The sequence below is a fragment of the Nonomuraea maheshkhaliensis genome (assembly GCF_039529435.1).
In the GTDB taxonomy this organism is placed as follows: domain Bacteria; phylum Actinomycetota; class Actinomycetes; order Streptosporangiales; family Streptosporangiaceae; genus Nonomuraea; species Nonomuraea maheshkhaliensis.
Map to the genome: position 1 here is coordinate 134,502 of NZ_BAAAMU010000014.1, position 5,276 is coordinate 139,777.

General features: G+C 73.4%; 4 protein-coding genes and 1 pseudogene. 2 read left to right on the plus strand and 3 right to left on the minus strand.

Annotated elements, in window-relative coordinates; all coding sequences use genetic code 11:
- Both ABFX54_RS12600 and ABFX54_RS12605 read left to right on the plus strand, forming a co-directional pair.
- A pseudogene (locus ABFX54_RS12600) lies at positions 1-577 on the plus strand (gfo/Idh/MocA family oxidoreductase); the annotation flags it as partial.
- 140 nt (positions 578-717) lie between these two features.
- Positions 718-2,478 carry a hypothetical protein gene (locus tag ABFX54_RS12605; RefSeq protein ID WP_346104358.1) on the plus strand — a complete coding sequence of 587 codons (1,761 nt, stop codon included), beginning with the start codon at positions 718-720 and terminating at the stop codon, positions 2,476-2,478.
- Between the two features lie 28 nt (positions 2,479-2,506).
- On the opposite strand, the gene ABFX54_RS12610 is transcribed toward ABFX54_RS12605, so the two are convergent.
- The 3 genes from ABFX54_RS12610 to ABFX54_RS12620 all read right to left on the minus strand — a co-directional run.
- Positions 2,507-2,725, minus strand: a complete 219-nt coding sequence (locus tag ABFX54_RS12610; RefSeq protein WP_346104360.1) for a DUF6203 family protein — start codon at positions 2,723-2,725, stop codon at positions 2,507-2,509.
- Positions 2,722-4,725, minus strand: coding sequence for a protein kinase domain-containing protein (locus ABFX54_RS12615; protein ID WP_346104361.1), 2,004 nt, complete (start codon positions 4,723-4,725; stop codon positions 2,722-2,724). Before ABFX54_RS12615 ends, ABFX54_RS12610 begins: the two co-directional genes overlap by 4 nt.
- 109 nt (positions 4,726-4,834) lie before the next feature.
- Positions 4,835-5,276, minus strand: a 442-nt coding sequence (locus ABFX54_RS12620) for a hypothetical protein (RefSeq protein WP_346104363.1), incomplete at its 5' end; no start/stop codon positions are given.

A 5,276-nucleotide genomic window follows, 5' to 3' on the forward strand; every position in this document is an offset into this window, starting at 1 on the left:
GGCGCCCGACCGCTGCCTGGACTGCGCGGTCGAGGACACCTGCCCGTACTCCGCCAAGCGCATCTACCTGCCCCTCGCCGGCCAGGACACCTGGCCGGTCTCGGTGCTCACCGACGACGTCTCCGAGCAGGGCCTGCTGGAGGCGCTGCGCACCGGCCCCTACGGCAGATGCGTGTACGCCTGCGACAACGACGTCGTCGACCACCAGGTGGTCAACCTGGAGTTCGAGGGCGGCACGACGGCGTCGTTCACGATGACGGCCTTCACCCCGTCGCTGCACCGGCAGACGCGGATCTTCGGCACCCGCGGCTCCATCGACGGCGACGGCGACCGCCTGACCGTCACCGACTTCGTCACCGGCCGCTCCGAGGTGGTCGACACCCGGCCCAGCGGTGACGCGACGGCGCGCGGCGGCCACGGAGGCGGTGACGAGGGGCTGGTGGAGGCGTTCCTGGACGCGGTGGCCAGCCGCGACCACTCCTCGGTGCTGTCCTCACCGGCCGAGAGCCTGCACAGCCACCTCATCGCCTGGGCGGCCGAGCGGTCGCGGCTCGAAGGCGAGACCGTTCCCCTGTGACGCGGAGAGGAAACGGAAGGTAAGCACATACGATCCTGACGGGAAGGAGAAGTCCGCCCGCGCCGGACCCCGAGCGGGAATACTGGGCAACCAGGGTTCTCACCCTGATTCCCCCCACTGGCCGGCAGAAGGTCACGGTTGTGCGTACCTGGTTCGCGCCCGACGAGGCCGCGGAGTTCGCGGCGGCCAAGGCCGTGCTGCTGCGCCGCTGCCTGGTCTGGGCCGGCGAGCGCGGCCGCCCCGCCGACGAGCTGCTGCTCTCCGCCGCCGTCGACTCCCGCCACCACAGCCGCGACGGCCGGATCGCCTACTGGGACGGCGCCCAGATCAGGCGCTTCCTGCTGGCGTGGGTGCCGAAACACGTCGTCGCTCCGCGCGAGGTCCTCGACCTGGCGCCGGACGTCCTGCGTACGTACGTGCGCTACCTGGCCGCGACCGGCCTGCGTGACCCGCGCGGCTGCACCCCCGAGGAGGCCGACGCGGCGATCACCCGGGCCGCCGTGCCGTTCCGCAGGACCCTGGACGCCGGCCGTACCGACGCCGATCACCACGTCCTCGAAGAGCTCCTTGAGGCCCGCTTCACCGAACCGGCCCTGAGCCTCGACGAGACCCGCGCCGCCGCGCGCCCGCCGATCGCCCTTCCGCCGCCCGCCGACCTGACGGCCGCCGCCGCCCGCAGCGCCACCGTCCGGCACCTGACCGCCCTGGTCACGGGGTCGGGCGACGTCTCCGCCGTCCCCGGCCTGCTCCGGGCCTGGGCGGATGTTCTGGGACCCCATGCCGCCGGCCTGATCGCCGACCCGGAGGCGTTGTGGCGGCGCGCCTTCGACGTGCTTCCCGAGCTGGGTCAGGCGGCCGGCGCCTCTCTTCCCCGTCTCTTCGGCCGGCTCCTCCCGGTCGTGCTCGACACGCTTTACGGCATGGACGACGTCCCGCTGACCTGCCTGGAGAAGGCGGTCAGGCCGGCCTGCCGGCAGGGCTTCGACGAGGACCTTCCGCGAGAGACCCGCCGCCACTGCCTGGCCCGCGACCTGGCCCGCACTTTGGAGGTCCTGTCCGATCTGGGCGCGGTGGAGCTGACCCGCGGCCCGCTCATCCCCCTCCACGCCGACCTGCTCCACGCCGACCCTCACCACGCCGACCTGCTCGGCACCGACCCTCACCACACCGGCCCTCACCACGCCGGCCCTCACCACGCCGGCCCTCACCACGGGGGCCTCCGCCACGAGAGCCTTTTCCGCGAGGGCCTTTTCGGCGAAGACGACCACCCGGAGTCGCCGGCCTTCGTTCCTCTGGCCCGGCTGACCCCGCTGGCCCTGCGCGCCGTACGCGAACGGCTCCTGGCGGACGGCCACGACGCTCCCCTGCTGGGCGAGCTGTCCACCGCCAGGCCCGCCGAGCTCCTGGGCGTCCTCACCCAGCACTACCCGCCCAGGGAGGCCGCCGCCGAGCTCAACGGCTGGCTGTCCCGGCCGGGCCAGGACGTCGAATGCCTCCTGCGGGCCGTCAGCGCCTGCCCCTTCCGTTCCCGCGCGACCACCATGCTCGGCGTCCTGGTGGAAGCCCTCCCCGAGGGCGACGCCCTGCTCCGCGAGCTGCGCCACGACCTCATCCTCGGCCCGACGGCGCTGACGCTCCTCATGGACGTGGGCGAGATCGAGCCGATGGGTCTGGGTCAGCGGGAGCACCTGCTGCTGGGGGCCGAGAACTTCCTCACGATGCTGGAGGTCGGCGGACCGCAGGCGCTGATCGCCCAGCTCCGGGGGCTGGCGGGCAGGGAGGCGTACCGGTTCGTGGAGTCGGTTTTGGCGTCGGGGCATCACGACGACGAAGGGCTGGAGGACCTGCGCGACCTGGTCGCCGAGCCGCTGCGCCTCACGTACTCGCCGGGGCCCGCCTAGCTCCGCGTGCCCTCTTGGGTCTCCGCCGTCAACGGTGTCCGCTGCGCACCGGCCGCCTGGCGGGCGTCGCTCGCCGTGGCCTCGGCGCGTTCTCCCGCTCCGCTCTCCGGCGCTTGTGCCGTCGGCCCAGGAACCAGCCGATCCCCAGCACGACCAGCCCGAGCGGGGTCTTGGACAGGTAGCGGGCCACCACCAGCTTGAGGAACTTCTTCATGCCGCCCCCACTGCCCAGGAACTCGCCCGTCATCCGCTGATGGTCGGTTCGCCCGGTTCTGATGGTTCGGGGGTGGACTCGCCGGGGTCGGGATCGGGGCCGGGGCCCGACTGGCCGGCCACACCGACCGTCAGCACGATCCGGCTGCCGGCGGCGGCGCAGGTGTTCGGCGGGACGCTCTGCGCGAGCACCAGCCCGGCCCGCGACTCCTCCTCCACCAGCTGCTCCTTCGTCCGCACCCTGAAGCCCGCCGCCACCAGGGCGGCACGGCCCGCCTCCCCCTGCCGGCCGACGACCGACGGCACCGTGGCGCCGTTCCGTGCGATCGTGAGGGCGACCGGGGAGCCGCCGGAGAGGCGGCGGCCCGCCTGCGGGGTGGTGGCGAGCACCTGGCCGGTCGGTTCGCGCGAGCAGGAGAAGGTCACTTCACCGGCGTGGAGTCCGGCGCCGGTCAGGGCGGACTCGGCGGCCTTGCGCCGCATGCCGGCCACGGACGGTACGGCGATCCCCTTCGACACCCGCAGCGTCACCGTCGCGCCCTTGTTCACCATGATCCCGGAACCGGGCTCGCTGCTCAGGACCCGGCCGATCTTCTGCGCGGAGTCGACCTCGGTGACGTCTCCGAGGACGAGCCCGGCCTTCTTCAGCGCCTTGCGCGCCGCACCCTTGTCCAGCCCGGTCAGCGCCGGTACGGCGATCATGGGCGGGCGGGCCGGCGGAGGTTCGGTGGCCGATTCGCGCGGGCCCCGCGTCTCCCGCGTCCTGGTCGGCGCCGGCTCGTCCGAGGGAGAGCGGGCGGTGGAGGGCTGCGAACGCGGCGGCGGCAAGGGCGCGGCGGCCTGGGAACCCGGAGGAACCGGGTCGTCGCCGCCCCGGCTGAGCGCGGGGACGACGATCGTGAGCAACACGGCGGCGGTCACCAGCGACGCGGCACAGACCGCGACAGCCGCCCTCGGCCAGCCCCGCCCCCTCCCCGCCACCGGCGCCGGCTCGGTGACGACCGGGGGTAAGGAGACATGGGAAGATGGTTCGGCAAGCTGATATCCGCCGCCCGCCGCTCCCGTCTCCTCGGGCTCGGCCATCGGGTACGGCGCCGCTCCGACCGACCACCGCTCCTTGAAACCCTCGGTGTCCTCTGGCGAGGCGGTCGGTGAGCGTTGCTCCGGCACCAGCGGCGGCGTCCGCAGGATGTGCGGCGGCGGCGAGCGCAGCACCTCGGCCGGTATCTCGTCCCCCGTCGCCTCCCCCAGCAGCTCGAACAGCAACTCCCTGCTGCTCGGCCGGTTGCGCGCGTCCTTGTCCAGGCAGGCCGCCACCAGCGTGCGCAGCCGTCCGTCCAGCAGCCCCAGCTCCGGCGGCGCGGTCAGGATGCGGTGCAGCACGGGCGCCACGGAGTCCTGCCCGAACGGCGCCGTGGCGTTGGCCGCGAAGCACATCGTCGCGCCCCACGAGAAGACGTCCGCCGCCCCGGTGACGGCGGAGGCCGTGATCTGCTCGGGCGCCATGTACGCGGGCGTCCCGACACCCCGCCCGCTCACCGTGGCCGCCGCGTCCAGTGCCCTGGCCAGGCCGAAGTCGATGACGCGCGGCCCGTCCGAGCCGAGCAGCACGTTCTGCGGCTTGAAGTCCCTGTGCACGATGCCCGCCCGGTGGATGGCGGTCAGCGCCGTGGCCGTGCTGACCGCGAGCCGTTCGAGCGCGCCGCCGCGACGGGGCCCGGTGAGCGCGACCTCCCGGTGCAGCGAGGGCCCGTCGACGTACTCACTCACGATGTACGGCCGCCCGTAGTCGAACCCGGCGTCGATCACCTGCGCGGTGCAGAACCTGGCCACGTGCTTGGCCAGCTCCACCTCCCGCAGAAAAGCCGCCTGCTCGTCCCCGACGGGCCCGTGCAGCAGCTTGACCGCGTACGTCTCGCCGTCCCTCGACCCGAGGAACACCGCACCTTGGCCGCCCTCGCCGAGGCGCCCGGAAAGTTCGTACTCCCCGAGTCTGTGGGGGTCCCCCGTTCTGAGCGGCTGTGCCGTGGGCACGAGGCCGCCTCCCCTCGCCGCGATCCCTTTCTGCCTTCCACTGAAGGCAAATGGGCGCGAACAGTCAACGGTGCCCAGGGCAATCGCTGCCTGACCGTGACACAGCTGGTCAAGGGGTGCGAGCGACCGTACCCGAATACGTCACTTCATCCTCACCGGAACGGGTCACCTTGATGTCCAACTGGTTCACGTCGGAGGTGGGGAACATGCGGACCGTACCCGGATAGCACTCCGCGCCCGTGACCCGGTCGAGGGTGAAGACCATGCCGCTGCCGTCGCGGCCGAGCCGCCCGGAGCAGTGCAGGTCGGCGCCCCAGCGGAACGAGCCCGTGCCGTCGCCGCCGAGGCGCACCTCCATGGGGAAGACGCGGCCGGCGGTGAAGTGCTGGGCCGAGCCGGTCCAGGTGCCTTCGAAACCGGGGCTCTGCGCGCCGCGCAGCCAGAACACGAAGCCGGCCGCGGCCATCAGCAGCGCCGCCGCGGCGAGCGCGAGGTGCCAGGGGCGCACCCGCCGCCAGGCGGGAGCCGTGGTGCGGGCGCGGGCGGGCCCG

Excerpts from the sequence above, each read along its gene's own strand:
- ABFX54_RS12610 (WP_346104360.1), bottom strand. The coding sequence starts at position 2,725 with ATGACGGGCGAGTTCCTGGGCAGTGGGGGCGGCATGAAGAAGTTCCTC.